Source organism: Falsirhodobacter sp. 20TX0035 (assembly GCF_028307215.1).
Classification (GTDB): Bacteria; Pseudomonadota; Alphaproteobacteria; order Rhodobacterales; family Rhodobacteraceae; genus Falsirhodobacter.
In genome coordinates this window covers 69487-88689 of record NZ_JAQMHV010000005.1, presented here as the reverse complement: position 1 = coordinate 88689, position 19203 = coordinate 69487, and the positions used below count along the sequence as shown (strand labels likewise).

The 19203-nt window shown below is 66.3% G+C and carries 22 protein-coding genes and 1 tRNA gene; 14 read left to right on the top strand and 9 right to left on the bottom strand.

Going from position 1 to position 19203, the window contains the following annotated elements; genetic code table 11:
- Positions 1–21: 21 nt before the first annotated feature.
- From ribB to PIJ50_RS08305, 4 genes are all read left to right on the top strand, one after another.
- Positions 22–1122, top strand: a complete 1101-nt coding sequence (gene ribB, locus PIJ50_RS08320; protein ID WP_271974339.1) for a 3,4-dihydroxy-2-butanone-4-phosphate synthase — start codon at positions 22–24, stop codon at positions 1120–1122.
- A gap of 1 nt (position 1123) precedes the next feature.
- Positions 1124–1663, top strand: a complete 540-nt coding sequence (locus PIJ50_RS08315) for a 6,7-dimethyl-8-ribityllumazine synthase (RefSeq protein ID WP_271974336.1) — start codon at positions 1124–1126, stop codon at positions 1661–1663.
- Positions 1660–2121 carry a transcription antitermination factor NusB gene (gene nusB, locus PIJ50_RS08310; protein WP_271974334.1) on the top strand — a complete coding sequence of 154 codons (462 nt, stop codon included), beginning with the start codon at positions 1660–1662 and terminating at the stop codon, positions 2119–2121. Before PIJ50_RS08315 ends, nusB begins: the two co-directional genes overlap by 4 nt.
- Before the next feature lie 378 nt (positions 2122–2499).
- Positions 2500–3435: a DUF481 domain-containing protein gene (locus tag PIJ50_RS08305; protein WP_271974332.1), complete on the top strand. Its 936-nt coding sequence runs from the start codon at positions 2500–2502 to the stop codon at positions 3433–3435.
- Positions 3436–3728: 293 nt separating this feature from the next.
- On the opposite strand, the gene PIJ50_RS08300 is transcribed toward PIJ50_RS08305, so the two are convergent.
- Positions 3729–4760 (bottom strand): cysteine synthase A, encoded by a 1032-nt coding sequence (locus PIJ50_RS08300; RefSeq protein ID WP_271974331.1) that lies wholly within the window; start codon positions 4758–4760, stop codon positions 3729–3731.
- 102 nt (positions 4761–4862) lie between these two features.
- Between PIJ50_RS08300 and PIJ50_RS08295 the strand changes: the two genes are divergently transcribed.
- Genes PIJ50_RS08295 through gph form a run of 3 tightly spaced genes read left to right on the top strand, consistent with a single transcriptional unit; the run spans position 4863 to position 6993 of the window.
- Positions 4863–5993 carry an S-(hydroxymethyl)glutathione dehydrogenase/class III alcohol dehydrogenase gene (locus PIJ50_RS08295; protein WP_271974330.1) on the top strand — a complete coding sequence of 377 codons (1131 nt, stop codon included), beginning with the start codon at positions 4863–4865 and terminating at the stop codon, positions 5991–5993.
- On the top strand, positions 5993–6361 hold the full coding sequence (locus PIJ50_RS08290) for a c-type cytochrome (protein ID WP_271974328.1): 369 nt from the start codon (positions 5993–5995) through the stop codon (positions 6359–6361). The genes PIJ50_RS08295 and PIJ50_RS08290 overlap by 1 nt, the downstream gene beginning before the upstream one ends.
- Positions 6358–6993 carry a phosphoglycolate phosphatase gene (gene gph, locus PIJ50_RS08285; RefSeq protein WP_271974327.1) on the top strand — a complete coding sequence of 212 codons (636 nt, stop codon included), beginning with the start codon at positions 6358–6360 and terminating at the stop codon, positions 6991–6993. The genes PIJ50_RS08290 and gph overlap by 4 nt, the downstream gene beginning before the upstream one ends.
- Here gph and PIJ50_RS08280 read toward each other — a convergent pair.
- Together PIJ50_RS08280 and PIJ50_RS08275 are read right to left on the bottom strand one after the other, a co-directional pair.
- On the bottom strand, positions 6978–8240 hold the full coding sequence (locus tag PIJ50_RS08280) for a cytochrome P450 (RefSeq protein ID WP_271974326.1): 1263 nt from the start codon (positions 8238–8240) through the stop codon (positions 6978–6980). The two genes, gph and PIJ50_RS08280, sit on opposite strands and share 16 nt — an antisense overlap.
- Before the next feature lie 96 nt (positions 8241–8336).
- Positions 8337–8900 (bottom strand): GcrA family cell cycle regulator, encoded by a 564-nt coding sequence (locus PIJ50_RS08275; protein WP_271974325.1) that lies wholly within the window; start codon positions 8898–8900, stop codon positions 8337–8339.
- 296 nt (positions 8901–9196) lie between these two features.
- On the opposite strand from PIJ50_RS08275, the gene PIJ50_RS08270 reads away from it, so the two are divergent.
- A complete protein-coding gene (locus PIJ50_RS08270) occupies positions 9197–10357 on the top strand; it encodes an aspartate aminotransferase family protein (RefSeq protein WP_271974324.1) in 1161 nt (386 codons plus the stop codon).
- Between the two features lie 18 nt (positions 10358–10375).
- The gene (gene argF, locus PIJ50_RS08265; protein ID WP_271974322.1) at positions 10376–11302 is read left to right on the top strand and encodes an ornithine carbamoyltransferase; all 927 of its coding nucleotides are present in this window, start codon (positions 10376–10378) and stop codon (positions 11300–11302) included.
- On the opposite strand, the gene PIJ50_RS08260 is transcribed toward argF, so the two are convergent.
- From PIJ50_RS08260 to PIJ50_RS08250, 3 genes are read right to left on the bottom strand one after another with little or no spacing between them, the layout of a single operon-like run.
- The gene (locus tag PIJ50_RS08260; protein ID WP_271974321.1) at positions 11299–12243 is read right to left on the bottom strand and encodes an aldo/keto reductase; all 945 of its coding nucleotides are present in this window, start codon (positions 12241–12243) and stop codon (positions 11299–11301) included. The genes argF and PIJ50_RS08260 overlap by 4 nt on opposite strands.
- A 45-nt stretch (positions 12244–12288) precedes the next feature.
- Positions 12289–14643, bottom strand: coding sequence for an ATP-dependent helicase HrpB (hrpB, locus tag PIJ50_RS08255; RefSeq protein WP_271974319.1), 2355 nt, complete (start codon positions 14641–14643; stop codon positions 12289–12291).
- A 43-nt stretch (positions 14644–14686) separates the two neighbouring features.
- A complete protein-coding gene (locus PIJ50_RS08250; RefSeq protein ID WP_271974317.1) occupies positions 14687–15160 on the bottom strand; it encodes an Lrp/AsnC family transcriptional regulator in 474 nt (157 codons plus the stop codon).
- Positions 15161–15275: 115 nt separating this feature from the next.
- On the opposite strand from PIJ50_RS08250, the gene PIJ50_RS08245 reads away from it, so the two are divergent.
- Together PIJ50_RS08245 and PIJ50_RS08240 are read left to right on the top strand one after the other, a co-directional pair.
- Complete coding sequence (locus PIJ50_RS08245; RefSeq protein WP_271974316.1) at positions 15276–15737, top strand: RrF2 family transcriptional regulator; 462 nt, start codon at positions 15276–15278, stop codon at positions 15735–15737.
- A 120-nt stretch (positions 15738–15857) separates the two neighbouring features.
- Positions 15858–16103: a hypothetical protein gene (locus PIJ50_RS08240; RefSeq protein WP_271974315.1), complete on the top strand. Its 246-nt coding sequence runs from the start codon at positions 15858–15860 to the stop codon at positions 16101–16103.
- On the opposite strand, the gene PIJ50_RS08235 is transcribed toward PIJ50_RS08240, so the two are convergent.
- From PIJ50_RS08235 to PIJ50_RS08225, 3 genes are read right to left on the bottom strand one after another with little or no spacing between them, the layout of a single operon-like run.
- A complete protein-coding gene (locus tag PIJ50_RS08235; RefSeq protein ID WP_271974314.1) occupies positions 16100–16555 on the bottom strand; it encodes a DUF2948 family protein in 456 nt (151 codons plus the stop codon). The two genes, PIJ50_RS08240 and PIJ50_RS08235, sit on opposite strands and share 4 nt — an antisense overlap.
- Before the next feature lie 58 nt (positions 16556–16613).
- Positions 16614–17876 carry a UDP-N-acetylglucosamine 1-carboxyvinyltransferase gene (gene murA / locus PIJ50_RS08230; protein ID WP_271974312.1) on the bottom strand — a complete coding sequence of 421 codons (1263 nt, stop codon included), beginning with the start codon at positions 17874–17876 and terminating at the stop codon, positions 16614–16616.
- 1 nt (position 17877) lies between these two features.
- Positions 17878–18057: a hypothetical protein gene (locus PIJ50_RS08225; RefSeq protein WP_271974310.1), complete on the bottom strand. Its 180-nt coding sequence runs from the start codon at positions 18055–18057 to the stop codon at positions 17878–17880.
- 83 nt (positions 18058–18140) lie between these two features.
- Between PIJ50_RS08225 and PIJ50_RS08220 the strand changes: the two genes are divergently transcribed.
- The 3 genes from PIJ50_RS08220 (at position 18141) to PIJ50_RS08210 (ending at position 19171) form a co-directional block, all read left to right on the top strand.
- Positions 18141–18215: transfer RNA gene (locus PIJ50_RS08220), tRNA-Thr, on the top strand.
- A gap of 92 nt (positions 18216–18307) precedes the next feature.
- Positions 18308–18643 (top strand): DUF6538 domain-containing protein, encoded by a 336-nt coding sequence (locus tag PIJ50_RS08215; RefSeq protein WP_271974308.1) that lies wholly within the window; start codon positions 18308–18310, stop codon positions 18641–18643.
- Entirely contained in the window at positions 18644–19171 is a 528-nt protein-coding gene (locus tag PIJ50_RS08210) for a PD-(D/E)XK motif protein (protein WP_271974306.1), read from the top strand. It begins immediately after the preceding gene.
- Positions 19172–19203 lie beyond the last annotated feature (32 nt).

Below are 19203 nucleotides of genomic sequence, written 5' to 3'. Positions count from 1 at the left end.
GAACGATCCGCGGAGAGTGCCATGACCGAAAAAACCGAATTCAGCGACGCGATCTCGTCGATCGAGGAGATCATCGAGGACGCCCGCAACGGCCGGATGTTCATCCTGGTCGATCATGAGGATCGCGAGAACGAGGGCGACCTTGTTATTCCCGCGCAGATGTCCACGCCCGAAGCCATCAACTTCATGGCCACCCACGGGCGCGGCCTGATCTGCCTCGCGCTGCCCTCGGCCCGGATCGACGCGCTAGGCCTTGTCCAGATGAGCGCGAAGAACGGCAGCCGGCACGAAACCGCCTTCACCCTGTCGATCGAGGCGAAGGAGGGCGTGACCACCGGCATTTCCGCCCATGACCGCGCCCGCACCGTGTCCGTCGCCATCGACCCCACCAAGGGCGCCGACGACATCCATTCCCCCGGCCACGTCTTCCCGCTGCGCGCGCGCGACGGCGGCGTGCTGGTCCGCGCGGGCCACACCGAGGCGGCGGTGGACGTCGCCCGTCTGGCCGGCCTCAACCCCTCGGGCGTGATCTGCGAGATCATGAACGAGGATGGGACGATGGCGCGCCTGCCTGACCTCGTGGCCTTTGCCCAGCGGCACGGGCTGAAGATCGGCACGATCTCCGACCTCATCGGCTATCGCCGCCGCCACGACAACCTCGTGAAGGAGCGGGACGCGCGGCACGTGCATTCCGTGCATGGCGGCGACTGGATGATGCGGCTTTACGCCGACGAACCCACGGGGACCGAGCATATCGTCCTGACCAAGGGCGACATCACCACGCCCGAACCGGTCCTGACGCGGATCCACCTGCTGAACCCGCTGGAGGACATCATCGGCCTGACCGCCGGCCGGCAGGACGAGATTCCGGTGGCCATGCAGGCCGTGGCCGCCGAAGGGCGCGGCGTGGTCGTGCTGCTGCGCGACACGTCGCCGAAGCTGGCCGCCGCGGGCGAAGCCTCGCCGCAGACGTTGCGGAATTATGGGGTGGGGGCGCAGATTCTGGCCGCATTGGGCTTGCACGCGCTGGAGCTTTTGACCAATTCGGCAGCTCCGAAAGTGGTGGGTCTGGAAGCCTATGGCCTGACCATCGCCGGAACCCGCCCGATCAGGAAGGACTGACATGGCCGCCGCCGAACAGCATTACACCTTGCCGCTGCCGGAGTTCGACGCTCCGGTGAAACTCGCCATCGTCGTATCGCCCTATTACAAGGACATCGCGGACCAGCTGGTGGAAGGCGCGCGCGGCGTGGCCGACCGCGCCGGCGCCACCGTCGAGGTGATCGAGATGCCGGGCGCGCTGGAGATCCCCTCGGCCATCGCGATCTGCGAACGGCAGTCGAGCTTTGACGGATATGTGGCGCTTGGCTGCGTGATCCGGGGCGAGACGACGCATTACGAGACGGTGTGCAACGATTCCAGCCGCGCGCTGGCGCTGCTAGGCCTGCAGGGCGCCTGCATCGGCAACGGCATCCTGACCGTGGAAAACCGCGACCAGGCGGTGGTGCGGGCCGAGGCCGCCGGTCAGAACAAGGGCGGGGGCGCCGCCGCCGCCGCGCTGCACCTGATCGCGCTGCGCCGCCGGCTCGCGGCCCCGCGCCGCAACATCGGCTTCCGCGCTGACGAGGTGCATCTGGCCAAGGGCGAAGGGACGCTGGCATGACCCCGGCCGAAAAACGCCAGATGAAGTCCGCCTCGCGCCTGTATGCAGTGCAGGCGCTGTTCCAGATGGAAGCGCGCGGGCAAACGGTGGAAGCCGTCACGCGGGAGTTCGAGACGCACCGTTTCGGTGCCGTGTATGAAGGCGACGAGATGGTGGAGGGAGAGCCCGACCACTTCCGCCATGTCGTGTCGGAGGCCGTGAACCGTCAAGCAAAGATCGACCAGATGACGGATCGTGGGCTGGTGGCGAAGTGGCCCATCGACCGGATCGACCCTGTGCTGCGCGCCCTGTTCCGCGCGGCAGGGGCGGAACTGGTCACGGCCGAGACACCGCCAAAGGTCGTCATCACGGAATACGTGGACGTGGCCAAGGCCTTCTTCCCGGATGGACGGGAGCCAAAATTCGTCAATGCCGTCCTGGATCACATGGCCCGGGAGGCCCAGCCCGATCGGTTCTGACCGAACGCCCGCCAAAAGCGGGCGTTTTTTTGTGGCAGAACCGCAACAAACAGGCCGTTGAAGACGGTTGTTGAAGCAATGGTATGACAGACCTCACGCTTGAGCAGCGCCTGCAAGAGCGGGAAGAAGAGCCTCAAATGTCTCATTTGCGTCACGATAATGTCGTGACGTCGCGTCATGATGTTCCCAATCCGAAATGTATCGGCGTATTTTCGCCATTTTGCCCGCCTGCATTTTGGTTCCACCTTTTAGAAAATATTTACGCTCTGCGCGGGCTGGTGGTAGCTCACGTTCAAACACCTATTCTTGTTGTCGGCAGGGTTAACAGCCGCCCCGGACAGACGGTCCGGGACCTTCGGTTTGAAAGGACAGGAAGTAATGAAAACGAATTTGAAAATTGCCGGTGTTTCGGCGCTCGCCCTGATGATCGGCGCTGCCGCTCCGGTGTTCGCGCAAACCGCCGCTGACAGCATCGTCAACCCGAACGCGATCGACGACCAGATCGACCAGCAGCGCTTCGACGTGCAGCAGCAGTTCGACCGTTCGAACGACCCACTGCGTTACGGCACGACCGGCGCGCGTGAAGGTCTGTCGGGCAGCGCCTCGCTCGGCTACTCTGGCAACACCGGCAACGATGAAGGCCAGAGCCTGAACATCGGCGCCCGTCTGACGCACAACGCTGGTCCGTGGACGCAGAACCTGTCGTTCCTGATGCAATTCGAGGAAGATGACAACGAATCGTCCAAAGAAAAAGTGTTTGGTGTCTATGACGGCATCTACAACTTCAACGACCGTTTCTACGGCTTCGTGATGGGTCGCGTCGTCACCGACGGCTTGGCTGACGATGTCGAAGACCAAGAAGCCGAAGACTTCTTCGACGTTACGGATGCGGACCTGCTGACGGACGCGCAGCGTGACGAGATCATCAGCAACACGATCGAACAGGATGCATTTATCGGCGTGGGCCCCGGTTACCGCATCTTCAACCGTGAAGATCTGGCTTGGCGCGTGCAGGTCGGTGTCGGCCAGTCGTACCTGAAATACGGCGACGGTCGCAGCGAATCCGAAGTCGGCTACGTGCTGTCTTCGCGCTTCTTCTGGTCGATCAACCCGAACGTCTTCGTCACCATGGACACGGACGTTCTGGACTCCGACGAAGCTCTGCGCGCCAACAACGATCTGGGTGTGAACTTCAAGATCTCGGACGCCTTCTCCACGCGCGTCAGCTACCTGTCGGACTACAACGAAGCCCGTGGCGGTTCGCAGGAACGCACGGACAACACGCTGGGTCTGTCGCTGGTTTACGGGTTCTAAGAAACCCGATCTTGTCGAAAGACAAACTGAAGGGGTGGCGAAAGCCGCCCCTTTTTCATGTCGAAGGCGACGTGACGATCAGGATGTGAGGGAAGGTGACGGGCCCGCAGCGACCGTGGAGAGCGGGATTTCCCGAGAGCCTGACGAATCAGGTGGGAACCAGATACCATGACCAGGATCATGGCAGAGCCAGCTCCCTCGGAAGTGCTTATCGGCCACTGGAAAAATGCCTCGCACGAGAAGAGCAGAACCCGTCACGCCCGATGTAGGGTGCGACGGGCCGTCATGCAAGTTCAGTCGGCGTAGACTTCGGGAAGGGCCTTGGGCGCGCGGTCCAGCCATTCAGGGACGGGCAGGCCCTTGCCTTTCAGGAAGTCCGGGTTGAACAGCTTCGACTGGTAGCGGTTGCCGTAGTCGCAGAGCACGGTCACGATCGTGTGCCCGGGGCCCATCTCCTGCGCCATGCGGATGGCACCGGCCACGTTGATGCCGGACGATCCGCCAAGGCACAGGCCCTCATCCTCCAGCATCTCGAACACTAGGGGCAGGGCCTCGGCGTCCGGGATGCGCCAGCTGTAATCGGGCGTGAAGCCTTCCAGGTTCGCCGTGATGCGCCCCTGACCGATCCCTTCGGTGATGGAGGATCCGGGCGAGGCGAATTCCCCGGTCGTGTAGAAGGCGTGCAGCGCGGCCCCTTCGGGATCCGCCAGACCGATCTTCACGCCCTTGGGCTGCAGCGCCATGGCCACCCCGGCCAGCGTCCCGCCGGAGCCGACGGCGCAGACGAAGCCATCCACCTTGCCGTTCGTCTGCTCCCAGATCTCGGGCCCCGTGCCTTCGACATGGGCCTGACGGTTGGCCAGGTTGTCGAACTGGTTGGCCCAGATCGCGCCGTTGGGTTCGGTCTGTGCCAGCCGTTCGGCCAGCCGCTGCGAGTAGCGGACATAGTTGTTGGGGTTCTTGTAGGGCGCCGCCGGCACCTGGACCAGTTCGGCCCCGGCCAGACGCAGCATGTCCTTCTTTTCTTGGCTTTGCGTTTCCGGGATCACGATGACCGTGCGAAAGCCCATGGACGCGCCCACCAGCGCCAGCCCGATGCCGGTGTTGCCGGCCGTGCCTTCCACGATCGTCCCGCCGGGCTTCAGCACGCCCCGCGCCACGGCGTCGCGGATGATCCACAGGGCCGCGCGATCTTTGACCGACTGCCCGGGGTTCAGAAACTCGCATTTTCCCAAAATCTCGCACCCCGTCTCCTCGGACGCGCGGCGCAGGCGGATGAGGGGGGTGTTGCCGATGGCTTCGGCCAGATCAATGCGGATCGTCATGCGAAACTCCTTCTCTGCCTTAAGGTGTAGGGTGGCGATCGGGTGCTTGCAAGCCGCGCCCGCCCGCGCGACAACGGAGGCATAGCAGACAGGAGATCAGCCATGCGCACCCGTGCCGCCGTCGCCCTTGCCCCCGGCCAGCCGCTGGAAGTCATGGAGGTGAACCTTGAGGGCCCAAAGAAGGGCGAGGTTCTGGTAGAAATCAAGGCCACCGGCATCTGCCACACCGACGCCTTCACATTGTCGGGTGCAGACCCCGAAGGCATGTTCCCCGCGATCCTAGGCCATGAAGGCGCGGGCATCGTGCTGGAGGTGGGGGAGGGTGTGACCACTCTGAAGCCCGGCGATCACGTCATCCCGCTTTACACCCCCGAATGCCGGGAATGCCCGTCCTGCCTGTCGCGCAAAACGAACCTCTGCACCTCGATCCGGGCGACGCAGGGGCAGGGGTTGATGCCGGACGGGACGACACGTTTCTCTATGCTCGATGGCACGCCGATCCTGCATTACATGGGCTGTTCGACCTTCGCCAACCACACGGTGGTGCCGGAAATCGCGCTGGCCAAGGTCGATCCCGAAGCGCCCTTCGACAAGATCTGCTACATCGGTTGCGGCGTCACCACCGGCATCGGCGCCGTCATCAACACGGCGAAGGTGGAGATCGGGGCCAAGGCCGTCGTCTTCGGTCTGGGCGGGATCGGGCTGAACGTGATCCAGGGCCTGAAGATGGCCGGGGCCGACATGATCATCGGCGTGGATCTGAACAACGACAAGAAGGAATGGGGCGAACGTTTCGGGATGACCCATTTCGTCAACCCGTCCGAGGTGGAGGGCTCGCTGGTCCAGCATCTTGTCAACATGACGAAGACGCCCATCGACCAGATCGGCGGGGCGGATTATTCCTTCGACTGCACCGGCAACGTGAAGGTGATGCGCGACGCGTTGGAATGCACCCACCGCGGCTGGGGCGTATCCGTGGTGATCGGCGTGGCCCCAGCGGGGGCCGAGATCCAGACCCGTCCGTTCCAGCTGGTCACGGGCCGCGTGTGGAAGGGTTCGGCCTTTGGTGGCGCGCGGGGGCGGACGGACGTGCCGCAGATCGTGGACTGGTACATGGACGGCAAGATCGAGATCGACCCCATGATCACCCACACCCTGACGCTGGACGAGATCAACAAGGGGTTCGACCTGATGCACGAAGGGGCCAGCATCCGCAGCGTCGTCGTGTTCTGATGCTGCGGGCCGGTCTTCTTCTGGCGCTTCTGGGCGCGACACCTGTCGCGGCGCAGGACGCGGCCAATGGCGGCAAGGTCTTCCGCAAGTGCATGGCCTGCCATTCGCTGGCCAAGGGTGTGGACCGCATCGGCCCCAACCTGCACGCGATCGCCGGCCGCCCTGTGGCCAGCGAGCCGCGCTATGCCTATTCCGCCGCCCTGCGGGATCTGGGCGGCGAAGGCGCCGTGTGGGATGACGAACGGCTGGGCGCGTTCCTGGCCGACCCCAAGGCCGCCATCCCCGGCACCAAGATGGTCTTCGCCGGCCTGAAGGACGAAGGGGACATCGCCGACATCATCGCCTATCTGAAAGAGACCGCGGAATGAGACTGATCTTCGATCTGGACGGCACGCTGGTGGACAGCCTGCCCGACATCCACGCCGCCGCCTCGGCCACGTTAGTGGAGATGGGACGCGACCCGCTGGACCTGGCCACCATCCGCAGCTTCATCGGCCATGGGGTGGAACCCCTGGTGATCGACATCATGACCGCTTCGGGCGCGGACGGCGATCGTGCCGTATGGGTGGAGGTGTTCAGCCGCCATTACGGCCACGACAACAGCACCCTGACCCGCCCCTTCGACGGCGTGGTGGAGGCGCTGGCGGCGCTGGCCCCCTTGGGCCGGATGGGCCTGTGCACGAACAAGCCGCACGGGCTGGCGCTGGGCGTGCTGAAGGCGCTGGATCTGGGCCCGTTCGAGGTGGTGATCGGCGGCGACAGCCTGCCGCAAAAGAAGCCTGATCCCGCGCCGTTGCTGGCGGCGGCCGCGGCACTGGGCGAGGGGCCGGTCCTGTATATCGGCGACAGCGAGGTGGATGCGGCCACCGCCCATGCCGCCGGCATCGACTTCGCGCTGTTCACCGGCGGTTATCGCAAGACCGAGGCGGCCGAACTGCCGCATCGTTTCCTGTTCGACCACTGGTCGGAACTGCCCGCGCTGGTTCAGTCGATGGCCTGAACCCGGATCCGCACGCCCGAGGCGGGCTGTGCGGGGATCCGGTTCATCCTGACCGACAAGTCCTGATCCGGCACCTCATAGCGCATCTCGCAGCACAGCATCCGCACGGCGGAGGACATGAGGGCGAGCGTCGCCGCCTCTCCGGGGCAGCGGTGGGTGGTGGCGAGATCGCCCGTGCCCTGCGGCGCGAAAGCCGGATCGTCCAGCGTCCAGTCCAGCATCCGTTCCGGGCGGAACCGGTCCGGTTGGGGGAAGAAGCGGGAATCGTGATGCGTGCCGTGGATGTCGAAGATCACGCGCGTGCCCGCCGGGATGGTCGCCCCCTGCCAGATCACATCCCGTTCCGTCATCGCGGCGGTGAACGGGAAGAAGGGGGAGGTGCGGCGCACCTCCTCGCAGAAGTCGGGGATGTAGTCGGCGTTGCCGCTGTTGAAGAGCCCGCACCAGATGGGATGTTCGTGCAGGGCCTTCGCCGCGAAGGCGATGTAGCGGCCAACGGCGACGATGGGGCGCAGAAGGTTCAGCACCTCCACCGCCGCGACCTTTGGGGGCATGTCCTGGGACAGGATGGCCATCGGGCTGCCTTCAGGCATCCGGCCGGCGCGGATCTCGCTCGCGATCCAGCGTTCGACGCCCCGGCGCTGCCACAGGGTGGCAAGGGTGGCGGGACCGAAATGGCCGGCCCGATCGCTCATGGCAAACAGGATGCGGGTCAGGCGGGCCATGCGGCGCTTGTTCGGGGACAAGCCCACCCAATGGCAGGCCGCGCGGGCCAGCGCGGTGTTGGCCAGATCCATCACCGTGATGTCCATGTCGGGGCGAAGCTGGGCCCGCCATGCCGCCTCGAACCCATGCACCAGCCTGTCCAGCCGGTCCTTGTCCATCAGCATCCGGATGAACAGGCCCTTGCGGCGGCGATGCTCCTCGCCCTCCAGCTGCTGGACGCTGCCCTTGTCCTGCAACAGGCGCAGAACCGTCGCGGGCATCGCGCCCTTCCGGGTCAGCCCTTCGGTGCCATACAGCAGCTGTGCGGCTTCGGGACCGCGCAGGCAGACCGCGTCCTGTCCCAGAAGGCGGATGCGGAAGCCGTCCACACCCAGCCGGTCGCAGTGGGAGCCGATGAAGTCGTAGCCCTGACGCAGCATGGTCAGGGTGTGATCCAGCCCGGGCAGTCTGGGAAGTGTGGCTGGAATGGCGACGTCCACGCCGTCCTGAGGGCCGAAGGCCTCATGATCCTGTCGTGTCATCTGGAAACTCTCCGATCTCTGCACGGGGGCAGGTCTGCCCATGCAACGCGGTCGAAGGGGAAGTGTTCCAGTAAAAAGGCCCCCGAAGGGGCCCGTTCAGCGGCGACGGTCGCGGCGCGCGCTCATCGGTTGGAAGGCCACGCCGACATGCGCCTCGCAATAAGGTTTGCCGGCGGCGCAGGGCAGGCCGCAGAACCAGAAATCTTCGGTCGCGGGGTCACCGATGGGCCATTTGCAGGTCCGCTCGGTCAGTTCCATCAGGCTCAGCCGGCGGGCGCGCTTTTCCACCTCACGCTGCGAGGCGAGGGCCTCGGGGCTGATCTCGTTCGCTGAAGGTTGGGGCGGCAGGGGCTGGCCCGCCGGCGCGATGGGCCGGCGTGCGGGCACCACGGCCACGGGAGCCGGGGCCACCGGCGGCACCGGACGCGGCGGCTCGGGCGCAGGCGCGGGTTCCGGTTGCACGGGTTCGGGCATGGGCGCGGCTTCCGCCACGGGAACCTCCTCACCCTCGGCGCCGCGGTTGGACAGGCCCAGCCGGTGCACCTTGCCGATGACGGCGTTGCGGGTCACGCCGCCCAGCACCTTGGCGATCTGGCTGGCCGACTGGCCTTCCGTCCACATACGCTTCAGGGTTTCAACGCGTTCATCTGTCCAGGACATGCAGGTCTTCCACCGGGGGTTTCCGCTTTGGCGCAGTTTATCCGCGCGAGGGGCCGAGATACAAGTGCAGGCCGAGGATTTCAAGGGGCCGGGGCGGAAAGGGCTTGTCAAGCCGCGGGGCCATGGCTAACGATCGGGCCCATGATCGCACGGGTTTCATATCGTCCCCGACGTCGCTGACGTCCATTCCGATCGCGCCCCCCGCGCGGGCGATCTTCCCTGCGCATCCCTTCTGACGTTGACTTGACGATGGGCCTTTGGCACCCCTTTCATCGTCGTTTCCAAGGAAATTTCCCATGATCCCTCCCGTTCTGCCGACCTACAACCGCGCGCCGCTTGCCTTTGTCGAAGGCAAGGGCAGCTGGCTGATCGCCGAGGATGGGAGCCGATACCTGGACATGGGCGCGGGCATCGCAGTGAACGCGCTGGGCCACGCCGCGCCGGAACTGGTGGAAACGATCAGCCAGCAGGCCGCGAAGCTGTGGCACGTCTCCAACCTCTACCGCATCCCGGAGCAGGAGGCGCTGGCCCGCGCGCTGACCGAGGCGACCTTTGCCGACACCGTCTTCTTCACCAATTCCGGCACCGAGGCGATGGAGCTGGCCGTGAAGATGGCTCGCAAGTTCTGGTACGAACATGGCGACCGGTCCGACATCGTGGCCTTCCACGGCGCGTTCCACGGACGTTCGTCGGCCGCCATCGCGGCGTCGGGATCGGAAAAGATGGTGAAGGGCTTTGGCCCGCTGTTGCCGGGCTTCACGCAAGTGGATTTCGACGACATGGCGTCCCTGGACGCGATCACGGACACCACGGCGGCCGTCATCATCGAACCCGCGCAGGGCGAGGGGGGCATCCGCGTCGCCTCCGACGCGTTCCTGAAGGCGCTGCGGGCGAAATGCGACGCGACCGGCGCGCTTCTGATCTTCGACGAGGTGCAGTGCGGCATGGGCCGGACGGGCAAGCTGTTCGCCCATGAATGGGCGGGTGTCACGCCCGACATCATGATGGTGGCCAAAGGCATCGGCGGCGGCTTTCCGCTGGGCGCGGTGCTGGCCACCGAACACGCGGCGCGCGGCATGGTGGCGGGCACGCACGGGTCCACCTATGGCGGCAATCCGCTGGGCTGCGCCGTGGGCGGCAAGGTCATGTCCATCGTGTCCGATCCCGCCTTCCTCGCCGAGGTAGGGCGCAAGGCCTCTCTCTTCCGGCAGGGGCTGGAAGGGCTCGTCGCCTCGCATCCCGACGTGTTCGAAAGCGTGCGCGGGCAGGGGCTGCTTCTGGGGCTGAAATGCGTGAAGCCCGCGGGCGACGTGGTGAAGGCGGGCTACGACCAGCACCTGCTGACGGTGGCGGCGGGGGACAACGTGATCCGCCTGCTGCCCGCGCTGAACATCCCGGACGAGGACATCGCCGAGGCGCTGGCCCGGCTCGACCGCGCCGCGGCCACGCTCGCCTGATCTTCTGGACATATGAACATGAAACACTTCCTCGACATTCACACGACCGACAAATCCGACCTTCGGGGCATGATCGACAGCGCGCTGTCGATGAAGACGGCCCGCAACGGCCGTCCCAAGGGCACGCCGGATGACGACCAGCCGCTGGCCGGCCACATGGTCGCGCTGATCTTCGAAAAACCCTCCACCCGCACGCGCGTGTCCTTCGACGTGGGCGTGCGCCAGATGGGCGGGCAGACGATGGTGCTGTCGGGCAAGGAAATGCAGCTGGGGCACGGCGAGACGATCGCCGACACGGCCCGCGTCCTGTCGCGTTACGTGGACCTGATCATGATCCGCACGTTCGAGGAGGCGACCCTGCACGAAATGGCGGAATACGCCACCGTGCCGGTCATCAATGGCCTGACGAACCGCACCCACCCCTGCCAGATCATGGCCGACGTCATGACCTACGAGGAAAAGCGTGGCCCAATCACCGGCAAGAAGGTGGTTTGGGCGGGCGACGGCAACAACGTCTGCGCCTCGTTCATCCACGCGGCGGTGCAGCTGGGCTTCGACTTCACCTTCACTGGCCCGCAGACGCTGGAGCCCGAAGGCGAATGGCAGGGTTTGGCGCGCAAGGCCGGCATCGACTTCCGGATCGAGCGGGACCCTGCGAAGGCCGTGGAAGGCGCCGATCTGGTCGTGACCGACACCTGGGTGTCGATGCACGATCCGGAGTCTGCGAAAGAGCGTCGCCATAACCAGCTGCGCGCCTATCAGGTGAACGAGGCGCTGATGGAGCGGGCCAATTCCGACGCCCTGTTCATGCACTGCCTGCCCGCCCACCGGAACGACGAGGTCACCAGCGCGGTGATGGACGGCCCCCACTCGGTGGTTTTCGACGAGGCCGAAAACCGCCTGCACGCGCAGAAGGCCGTCATGCGCTGGTGCCTGGGGGTTTAAGCCCCCGCCTTGTTCAGCTCTCGCAGGCTGTCCTCGGACAGCTCCAGCTGCACGCCATTGGCCAGTTCCGCCACCTGACCGGGGGAGCTGGCCGAGGCAAGCGCACCCACCACGCCCGGCTGCGCCACGATCCAGGCCAGCGCGATCTCGGTCAGGCTGGCGCCTTCGCGTTCGGCGGCGCGGTCCATCGCGTGCAGGATGGTGTAGCCCTTCGGGTTCAGGAACCGTTCGCCGATCTTCGCCCCGCGGGTGGATTTCTTCAGATCATCCTCGGACCGGTATTTCCCCGTCAGGAAACCCGCCGCCAGCGAATAGAAGGGTAGCAGGCTGAGGCCGTTGCCCTGCATCAGTTCGGCCAGATCGGTGTCATACTTGTCGCGGGTGTACAGGTTGAACTCGTTCTGCACCGACTGGTACTGCACGACGTGCTTTTCCTTGGAGGTGCGGATCGCACGTTCCAGTTCCGCCGTGTTGTAGTTGGAGCAGCCGATCCACCGCACCTTGCCCGCCTTCACCAGCCGGTCATAGGCTTCCAGCGTTTCCACCTCGGACGTTTCGGGATCGGGCTGGTGGCTTTGATAGAGGTCGATGTAGTCGGTCTGAAGGCGCGTCAGCGACTCCTCCACCGCCTCCTCGATCCGTTTGGCGGACAGGCCCTTGCGGCCGTCGCCCATGTCCATGCCGGTCTTGGTGAAGATGTGCACGCGGTCGCGGTTGCCGCGCGCCTTCATCCAGCGGCCGATGATCTTCTCGGATTCGCTGTCGTTGCCCGGAACCCAGCGGGAATAGACGTCCGCCGTGTCCAGCGCGGTGAAGCCCGCATCAACAAAGGCGTCGAAGGTGCGGAACGAGGTGTCCTCGTCCGCCGTCCAGCCGGCGGTGTTGGTGCCCAGCACCCAGGGTTCGATCAGGATGTCGGTCTGGCCAAGTCTGCGTTTCATGGAAAGCCTCCTTTTTCCACCCAACGCGGCGCGGGGCCTTCGGGTTCAGGTGCCGCGCGGTTTGGCGCGCAGAGTGGGGGCGGCGTCGGTCGGATCCTCGGGCCAAGGGTGGCGGGGATACTGGCCGCGCATGTCCTTCCTCACGTCGGCGTAGCTGTTGGCCCAGAAGCCCGGCAGGTCCATCGTGACCTGCACCGGACGGCGCGCGGGCGACAGAAGCGTGACCCGCAGCGGGCGGCCCGCCATGGTGGGATGCTGCGTCAGGCCGAACATCTCCTGCAACCGGACCTCGATTGCCGGATGCTCACCGTCATAGTCGATGGGAATGCGGTTGCCCAAGGGGGAGGTGAAGTGGCTGGGCGTCAACCGGTCGATGGTCTGCACCCCGTCCCAGCCGAGGCGCGCGCGCAGCGGCTCCGTCAGGTCCAGCGCCCGCAACTCGCCTTCCGTGCGCTTGCCTTGAAGGTGGGGGAGGAGCCAGTCCGCATCCTCCAGCAGGGCGGCGTCCGACACCTCCATCGCGTCGCACAGGCGGATGCGCGCGCGCAGGCGGGCGGCGGCGGGGGTCCAGGGCAGGCCGATCTGGCGCAAACCTTCGAACGCCGCGCGGGCCACATCCTCGGCCGGGGCGTCCCACATGCGGTCGTCCAGCACCAGCGCGCCCAGAACCTCTTGCCGGCGGGCGATCACGCGGCCGTCGCGGCGGGACCACTCGCAGACCTCGCGCCAACGGGTGGGGAACAGGGCGCGCAGCTCGCTTTCGGTGACGGGCACGGCCTGCCGGATCTTCGCCTCGCGCGGGTCGCCGTCCAGATCGGTGGCCACGATCAGGCGCTGGGCGGCGAGGGGCTGGCCCGCCTGCATCACCGCGCCCTTGCCGCCCGACAGCACCCAGCGCGGCGCGTCGCCCTTGCGGCGCAGGGCGATGCGGTCGGGATAGGCCAGCGCCGCCATCTGGCCCAGGCTGTGATCGCCTTTGCCCGCCATCCGGGACAGGCGCTTCGCTTCTTGCCGGATTCGGTCGACCGTGGGGCGGTGGGTGTCGGCGAAGCGGGAGGGTTCGCGGATCGCCGCCATGCGCTGGGCCAGATCGGGGGGATGGCCGCGCAGCGGGTCGCGTTCGGCCAGAAGGGCGGCCAAGGTGGGCGCATCGCCCCCCGACAAGGCCAGCATGTGCGCGAGCCGTGGGTGCAACGGCGCGCGGGCCAGCACGCGCCCGTGATCGGTGATGCGCCCGCCGCGAAGGGCGCCCAGATCCTCCAGCAGCGCCCGCGCCTCGGCCAGCAGCCCGGGGGGCGGGGGCGTCAGGAAGGGCAGGTCGTCGCTGCCCCAGACGGCCAGTTCCAGCGCCAGCGCGGTCAGGTCGGCCACCTCGATCTCGGCCGGGGGGAAGGCGGACAGCGCGCCTTCCTCTCCCTTCGTCCACAACCGATAGCAGACGCCGTCGGCCACGCGGCCCGCACGGCCGCGCCGCTGCTCCGCCTCGGCCCGGGTGACGCGTTCGGTGACAAGGCGCGACATGCCGGACGCCGCATCGAACCGCGCCCGCCGCGCCCGGCCGGCGTCCACCACCACGCGGATGCCCGGAATGGTCAGCGAGGTTTCGGCGATGGAGGTGGCAAGGATGATCCTCCGGTTCGGCGCGGGCGCGAGCGCCGTCCGCTGGGCCGCGAAATCCATCGCGCCGAACAGCGGGCGGACGTCGCCGTCCAGCAGCCCCTGAAGCCGTCGGATCTCCCCCTCGCCGGGCAGGAAGGCGAGGATGTCGCCGTCGGTTTCCGTGGCGGCGTGGCGGATCAGGGCGGCCATCTCCACCTCCAGCCGACCTTGGGCAGGGCGGGGCAGCCAGCGGGTTTCGACCGGAAACGCCCGCCCGGCCGAGGTGATGACCGGCGCCCCGCCCATCAGCGCGGCCACCGGTTCGGCGTCCAGCGTGGCCGACATGACCACCAGCGCCAGATCCTCGCGCAGCGCGGCCCGCGCTTCCAGCACCAGCGCCAACCCAAGGTCAGCGTTGAGAGATCGTTCGTGGAATTCGTCGAAGATCACCGCGCCCACGCCGTCCAGCGAGGGGTCGTCCTGGATCATGCGGGTCAGGATGCCTTCGGTCACCACCTCGATCCGGGTGGCCCTCGACACCTTGGATTCCCCCCGGATGCGATAGCCGACGGTCTGGCCGGCGGTCTCGCCCATCTCCTCGGCGATGCGTTCGGCGGCGGCGCGGGCGGCCAGCCGGCGCGGTTCCAGCATGACGATGCGGCCCTTCACCTGCGCCAGCAGGGCCGGGGGCACGCGCGTGGTCTTGCCGGCGCCGGGCGGGGCCTGCAGGACGGCCATGCCCCGGTCCGCGACGGCGGCGGTCAGGGCGGGAAGAACCTCGTCGATGGGAAGCGTGGACATGCGCCGCTTATCGCGCGCCGCCTTCCGCGGTTCAATGGTCCGATCAATGCGTCGTGGTGTTCAGCGGATAGACGGTTCCGGCCTTCACCTGTTCCATCACGAACTGCGCGGTCACACGCTTCACCGCGACGTTTTCGGTCAGTTGATTGTAGAAGGCGTCATAGGCGGGCATGTCGGGCAGCACCACGCGCAGCAGGTAGTCGAGGTCGCCCGCCATGCGATTCACCTCCATCACCTGCGGCAGCTTGGCGATGGCGGCCAGAAACGTCTCGCGCCAGGCGGCGGAATGGTCGGCCGCCTCGATCCCGACAAAGGCGGTCAGGCCGAAGCCGACGCGGGCCTGGTCCACAACGGCCACGCGGGCGCGGATGACGCCCTGCGCCTGAAGCTTCTGCACGCGTTTCCAGCAGGGCGTCTGCGACAGGCCTACCCGGTGGGCCAGTTGAGCGATGGGGATGGTGGCATCGCGCATCAGCTCTGCCAGGATCTTCCGGTCGATCAGGTCGAGGGTTTGCATCACGATTCTCCGCTTCGGTCTTAGGGAGAATGGCACGTTCATCCTCAAAGTCTATAAGGTTTATCGTGATTGACGGCTTATTGCGTCGAGCACCCTGTGGGGGTAGGGTTTTCCCATGATCTCGCAACGCACGAAATACGCGCTGAAGGCGCTGATGACGCTGGCCGACGCGGCCCGGACGGACCAGCCCGCGCTGACCATCGAAGAGGTCGCGCGCCGGTCCGGCACGCCCAAGCGGTTTCTGGAGCATATCCTTCTGGACCTGCGCAACATCGGCCTGATCCGCAGCCGCCGGGGGCGGGCCGGGGGCTATATGCTGATCAAGGAACCGCGGACCGTGTCGATCGGCGAATTGCTGCGCCAGATGGACGGGCCCATCGCACCCTTGCCCTGTTTGTCGCGCACCGCCTATCAGCGCTGCGAGGACTGCACGGACGAAGCGAATTGCCGCATCCGCAAGATGTTCGGTCAGGTCTACTGGGCGTATCTGCTGCTGATCGAATCGCTGACGCTGGGCGATCTGACCGAAAATTCCGACGTGATCGAGCGGCTGTCGGCGCCGATGCCGGGGGAATAGGATTCTCCGGCCGGACGAAAAGACGCGGAATCCCTTCCATTGCAAAACACGACCAACCTTGTAGTTATTTAGGTGTTAAGGAATGAACCTTAACCTGAACCCGAGACAAGGAGGTTTCCAATGTTCGTACAAGCTTTGAAGCAGGTGGGTATGGCGTTCGGTGCGGCACGCACGAAACTTCCCACCCCGTCGGACGTGTTCTTTGAAGTGCAGCTGATCGGCGACGCGCTGGGGCGCTTTGGCGCCGTCCCGTTGACCATCACCACCACCCGCCCGCATGAAGTCGCAGGCGAGCTGATGCGCGACCGCGATCCTCGCCAGTGGGATGTGCAGATCCGCGCGGTCGGCCCGCGGCGCGTGAACTAATCGTGGCGGGGGGCGCGGCCTGACACGGCCAGATAGGGGCGGGTGACGTCCCGCAGCGTCGCGTCCAGCGCTTCCATCTGCAAGGCCAGCGCGCCGTCGCCCGCCAGCACCACATGCAGGACGCCCGCGCCATCGGCCCCGGGCGCCCAGTCCAGCGACAGGACCGACAGGATCGTGTCCCGGTCCGCCCGGTCGATCCCTTGGCTGCGCACCGCGGTCACGCCTTCGAACACGAGGATGGAACGCACGCGTTCCGCCTCGGCGCTGTGATCTTCCCAGCGGAAGCGGTTCACCAGCATCAGGAACTGACGTTTCGCGGGGCGATAGCGCATTTCCGTGATGGGCAGGACCGCATCCTGCACCAGGGCGGAGATGATCTTCAGATCCTCCGCGTCTTCCGCCCCCAGATAAAGAGGGCGTTCCGCACCGTCTTCAAAGCGCGCATCGGTCATGTCCGTCCCTCCGTGAACCTGCGGTGTGAAGATAACCACACCGCAGGCGGGGGCAAGGTCAGCTGATCCGTTCGATCAGTGCGCCGCAGGCGGACAGCTTCTCCTCCACCCGCTCGTATCCGCGGTCCAGGTGGTAGACGCGGCTGACGATCGTCTCCCCCTCGGCCGCCAGCGCGGCGAGAATCAGGGACACGGAGGCGCGCAGGTCGGTGGCCATCACAGGCGCGCCGCGCAGCTTTTCCACGCCGTGCACGGTGGCATGGCCGCCATGCACCTCGATCCGCGCGCCCATGCGCAGCAGTTCCGGCGCATGCATGAAGCGGTTCTCGAAGATCCGCTCTTCCAGCACGCTCGTGCCCTCGGCCGTGCACAGAAGGGCCATCATCTGGGCCTGAAGGTCGGTCGGGAAACCCGGGAAGGGTTCCGTCACCACGTCGACGGCGCGGACGCGGCCGTTCCTGCGACTGACCTTCAGACCGTTCGCGGTTTCTTCGACGGAAACGCCGGCCGCGTCCAGTTTTTCGCAGAAGGCGGCCAGCAGGTCGATGCGCCCGCCCAGCAGTTCCACCTCGCCGCCGCAGATGGCGGGGGCCAGCATGTAGGTTCCCAGCTCGATCCGGTCGGTCACCACGGCATGGGTCGCGCCGCCCAAGCGGTCCACGCCCTGGATCGTGATGGTGGAGGTGCCTTCGCCCTCGATCTGCGCGCCCATCCGGCGCAGGCAGCGGGCGAGGTCGACGATCTCCGGCTCTCGCGCGGCGTTGTTCAGGACGGTGGTGCCCTTGGCCAGCGTGGCGGCCATCAGCGCGTTTTCCGTCGCCCCCACCGACACGATCGGGAAGTCCACGACCGCGCCCACCAGCCCCTTCGGCGCCTTGGCGTGCACGTAACCGTCGCGCAGGTCCAGTTCCGCGCCCAGCGCTTCCAGCGCGCGCAGATGCAGGTCGACGGGCCGCGCCCCGATGGCGCAGCCGCCGGGCAGGGACACCTCCGCCTCGCCGAACCGGGCCAGGAGGGGCCCGAGAACGAGGATGGAGGCCCGCATCTTGCGCACGATTTCATAATCCGCATGCCGGCTGCTGATGTCGTGGGAGGACATCGCCAGAACCTGCCCGCCCTGCAGCGACGCCACCTCGGCCCCGAGCGAGCCGAGCAGCTGCGTCATCGTGCGGATGTCCGACAGGCGCGGGGCGTTGGTCAGCGTCAGCGGCTCCTCGGTCAGCAGGGTCGCCGGCATCAGCGTCAGGCAGGCGTTCTTCGCGCCCGCGATCGGGATCTGCCCCTTCAAGGGGCCGTTGCCCCGCACCAGTATCGAATCCATGTCAGTCCCTGTCCTGTTCGGCGCCCGGTTCGGCGTCCGGCTGCTGACGCGCGCGCGCCTGTGCCTTGCGTCGGGCCATATTGGCCTTCAAGGCCGCCTTCAAGCGGTCTTCGCGCGTGGCCGGGGCCAGGCTGCGGCGCTTCGGCGGGGTCTCGCCCGCGGGCGTGTTCTCGTTCTCCATCCAGCGCTTGTAGCGGCTTCGAAAAAAACCGTCCAGTTGGGGGTTGCACGGCCTGATATTTGCGTCTATCCAGCCGCCACGGCGCTGCAGTAGCTCAGTGGTAGAGCACACCCTTGGTAAGGGTGAGGTCGAGAGTTCAATCCTCTCTTGCAGCACCATCCCAACCCCATGAAAACGAACAAAACCCTTCTATCTATGAGGTTCGTGCCTTTTTTGGTGCCAAGCGCGGTGCCAGAATGAGGGCGGAACGATGGCTGGAAAATTGCGACACTGGAAAGAGAAGGGCGGGCGGTTCTACGCGCGCGTTGCTGTTCCCAAGCCGCTGATCCCCTACGTCGGCAAGTCCGAGCTACTGGAATCGCTGGGAGGCGATCGGCGCGCGGCGATGCGGAAGTACCCCGGCGCGGTGGCAGTCCTTCAGGCGCAGATCATTTCCGCCGAGCGTCAAGCTGCCCAAGCGGGAGCCATGCCGGTCCAGGAGGGACGCTTCCGACTCACGCCTGCTCAGATCGCTGCCAGCCATTACATCCGGCGGCTCGCCTTCGATGACGAACTGCGGAACGATCGCCGCTATGCATTGATATAGATGGACGATCACCTGGTGCAGCAGCTCCGGGACGGATCGGCTGGCAAGCTCAGTGATGTTCAACTCGCCGAGACTATGGGCTTAGAGATCGAACGTTTTCGTAGAGCCGGAAATTTGACGGCAAGCGCCGGTTCGGAAGAATGGCGTTCGATTGCACGTGCTCTCTGCGCCGCCGAGCTTGAGGCACTGGGACCACTGTTTCACAATGTGAAGGACTGCGAACTTCCCGGGGTTCTGGTGGAGGTAAAAGCCCGACGCGGGGCGGCGCATCCGAAGATCACGATCTCCTCTGAGGCGCAGCTCTCGCCCGTGGACGGATTCAAATTTTTCCTACGGGTCATCGACGTGGACACGGCCCTTGCCTCGACCGGCCAGACGCTTGCGGACCACGTGGACCCGACGGCCGCCCTGTTCGCCGAAGATCCGGAGGCTCTCGACCTGCGGGAAGAGCGCCCCGCCGCGACAGGCTACGATCTTGATGACATCGACGAACGGCGGACGTGGCGGACGGGACGCTCGCGCACCTAAGAGGTCCGTCCCGGTTTCCCCTGCCTGATCCC

Coding starts and splice junctions, on each gene's coding strand:
- PIJ50_RS08215 (WP_271974308.1), top strand. CDS start 18,308: ATGGCTGGAAAATTGCGACACTGGAAAGAGAAGGGCGGGCGGTTCTAC.
- PIJ50_RS08280 (WP_271974326.1), bottom strand. CDS start 8,240: ATGACACGACAGGATCATGAGGCCTTCGGCCCTCAGGACGGCGTGGAC.
- PIJ50_RS08300 (WP_271974331.1), bottom strand. CDS start 4,760: ATGACGATCCGCATTGATCTGGCCGAAGCCATCGGCAACACCCCCCTC.
- PIJ50_RS08245 (WP_271974316.1), top strand. CDS start 15,276: ATGATCTCGCAACGCACGAAATACGCGCTGAAGGCGCTGATGACGCTG.
- nusB (WP_271974334.1), top strand. CDS start 1,660: ATGACCCCGGCCGAAAAACGCCAGATGAAGTCCGCCTCGCGCCTGTAT.
- murA (WP_271974312.1), bottom strand. CDS start 17,876: ATGGATTCGATACTGGTGCGGGGCAACGGCCCCTTGAAGGGGCAGATC.
- PIJ50_RS08270 (WP_271974324.1), top strand. CDS start 9,197: ATGATCCCTCCCGTTCTGCCGACCTACAACCGCGCGCCGCTTGCCTTT.
- PIJ50_RS08295 (WP_271974330.1), top strand. CDS start 4,863: ATGCGCACCCGTGCCGCCGTCGCCCTTGCCCCCGGCCAGCCGCTGGAA.
- PIJ50_RS08290 (WP_271974328.1), top strand. CDS start 5,993: ATGCTGCGGGCCGGTCTTCTTCTGGCGCTTCTGGGCGCGACACCTGTC.
- gph (WP_271974327.1), top strand. CDS start 6,358: ATGAGACTGATCTTCGATCTGGACGGCACGCTGGTGGACAGCCTGCCC.
- PIJ50_RS08260 (WP_271974321.1), bottom strand. CDS start 12,243: ATGAAACGCAGACTTGGCCAGACCGACATCCTGATCGAACCCTGGGTG.
- PIJ50_RS08275 (WP_271974325.1), bottom strand. CDS start 8,900: ATGTCCTGGACAGATGAACGCGTTGAAACCCTGAAGCGTATGTGGACG.
- PIJ50_RS08240 (WP_271974315.1), top strand. CDS start 15,858: ATGTTCGTACAAGCTTTGAAGCAGGTGGGTATGGCGTTCGGTGCGGCA.
- PIJ50_RS08235 (WP_271974314.1), bottom strand. CDS start 16,555: ATGACCGATGCGCGCTTTGAAGACGGTGCGGAACGCCCTCTTTATCTG.
- PIJ50_RS08305 (WP_271974332.1), top strand. CDS start 2,500: ATGAAAACGAATTTGAAAATTGCCGGTGTTTCGGCGCTCGCCCTGATG.
- hrpB (WP_271974319.1), bottom strand. CDS start 14,643: ATGTCCACGCTTCCCATCGACGAGGTTCTTCCCGCCCTGACCGCCGCC.
- PIJ50_RS08250 (WP_271974317.1), bottom strand. CDS start 15,160: ATGCAAACCCTCGACCTGATCGACCGGAAGATCCTGGCAGAGCTGATG.
- PIJ50_RS08210 (WP_271974306.1), top strand. CDS start 18,644: ATGGACGATCACCTGGTGCAGCAGCTCCGGGACGGATCGGCTGGCAAG.
- argF (WP_271974322.1), top strand. CDS start 10,376: ATGAAACACTTCCTCGACATTCACACGACCGACAAATCCGACCTTCGG.
- ribB (WP_271974339.1), top strand. CDS start 22: ATGACCGAAAAAACCGAATTCAGCGACGCGATCTCGTCGATCGAGGAG.
- PIJ50_RS08225 (WP_271974310.1), bottom strand. CDS start 18,057: ATGGAGAACGAGAACACGCCCGCGGGCGAGACCCCGCCGAAGCGCCGC.
- PIJ50_RS08315 (WP_271974336.1), top strand. CDS start 1,124: ATGGCCGCCGCCGAACAGCATTACACCTTGCCGCTGCCGGAGTTCGAC.